The organism is Moorena sp. SIO3E8, assembly GCF_010692445.1.
GTDB classification, from domain to species: domain Bacteria; phylum Cyanobacteriota; class Cyanobacteriia; order Cyanobacteriales; family Coleofasciculaceae; genus Moorena; species Moorena bouillonii.
Map to the genome: position 1 here is coordinate 1 of NZ_JAAHHM010000327.1, position 1,840 is coordinate 1,840.

Annotated in this window: 2 protein-coding genes; one reads left to right on the plus strand and one right to left on the minus strand. The window is 44.3% G+C overall.

The features are described from left to right. The coding region (locus F6K46_RS39500; RefSeq protein WP_293118150.1) for a hypothetical protein at nucleotides 1–585 on the plus strand (585 nt) is incomplete at its 5' end. Nucleotides 586–645: 60 nt separating this feature from the next. On the opposite strand, the gene F6K46_RS39505 is transcribed toward F6K46_RS39500, so the two are convergent. Next, the coding region (locus tag F6K46_RS39505; protein WP_293118153.1) for an alpha/beta hydrolase at nucleotides 646–1,840 on the minus strand (1,195 nt) is incomplete at its 5' end.

Below are 1,840 nucleotides of genomic sequence, written 5' to 3' on the forward strand. Positions count from 1 at the left end.
GTTTGGTCTTCCGATCTAGGGGTGCCCATTTATCTTTCCCCAGATGAGGTGAAGCATAATGGGGAGCTTAGAATTGATTCCGGAACTATTGAAAAATACAATCTGGACCCGCGTGTTTCAGATGTGATCACAAACTTTTTTCTTGTTAAGGATTTTGGGGAGTTGTACACTGATGATTTTGAGCTTAACATGCAATTGAAAAACACCCAAAGAGATGGATTTGGGGGTTGCCAGGATGTGGAGATATTTGTGTTGTACGACAATGGTGCCATTGGAATTCCCTTAGCCAAAAAGGGATGCATTTCCAATTTGAGATTGATGGCCTTTGGCAGTTATTTGGATGGAAAAAAGAGTGACCTCTCCTCGTTTGGGGTTAGCTTTGATGATTTTGTGCCACTGCGATGTATTTCCAACAGCGAATCGTTCCAAATATTTGTGGACAACAAATTGGCCTTTGAGATGCCTTCCGTCGAGGAACATCTCTCTATAAAGGGTGTTTCCGTTCATTTTCAGGGAGCGGGAGCCATCAAGCAAGTAGCTTTTAATAATCCGGAAGGGACGGTTTACTCATTTCCAGTCCCATAGGACCAAAAATGAAATAAAGCCGATGAGGCACCATCGGCTTTGTCAACTTACATGAATTGATTACTTCAAATAGCCTACCACTTCTTTCATGGCGGCATCGACAGCATCTTTTTCGAAATACAACTGTTGTTGATTGAATTCGTTCAACCATACAATATCCTTATCGCCTTGAAGCAAATCATAAAATGCTTTGGCTCCATGTGGCACCGCACCACTTTCACTGTGTACGATGAAAACAGGTTGCTCAATGTCCTTCCCGATGCTTATGCCGTCAAAGGTCAGCCATGGTTCCCATGAACTCACAGCAAATCGATTATCGTAGACGGCACCTGCAGCTTTGGCCGGGTTTAGGTAGTAGTCGAATGCATTTTCGGGGACATACATCGCACTCAAAGGGTCCAGTTCACTGGCAGCAAGTACGTACTCCATTTCACCGGTTTCTGCGTATTTCTTTTTGGCATCTCCAGCAGCTTTCAACAATCCTTCAGTTCCTCCGGGTCTCATGTCATAGATGCTTTTGGCAATTTCTGGATTGTGCAACCAAGGCGCTACCAAAATCAGTTTGTTGATTCTACTATCCTGAGCGGTCGCATGGGCCATATACCCAGAACTGGCACAAACACCCAATCCAGAAATTTCTGTGGCATTCACGTTTTCATGATTGGTCAAAAAAGTGACCGCCGATTTGATGTCCTGTATCTTAAGGTCATAGTCCTCAACTTGTCTTGGCTGCCCTTCGCTCTCACCAAAGCCTGTGAAATCAAACGTTAGGGTAATAAAGCCGTCTTTTGCCAAAATACTGGCATACTCATCGGGCATTTGCTCTTTCACGCTGGTCCAGCTGCCAGTAACAATGGCGGCAGGATATCTTTTTTCAGCATCAAAACTGGGTGGAAGAAAAAGATGTCCTTTTAGCAATACTCCCTCACTGTCAAAAGTGATATTCTGGAGTTTTACCCCACTATCGGTAGATGCTCCAGCTTTGTGCATGGAATAGGTTTCTGGTTGTAGGCCTGGCCAGCCATTTAATAAAATATTCGGATTGAATTGTTCCACAAACCTTTCAATTTTCCCATCTTCTGAAATGGTATAAGTGCCGACATAGGAATTGTTGTACGGTTTGCCCTCCCCTGTGGTGATGGTCCCGGAAAATTTCACAAGGACCACATTGGGGTCTGCGGTACCGAAATAGGACCTTTTATAGCTTTGGCTGTATTCCATGACCCCTGAATATTGGGCCCGCATGGCTTCAATA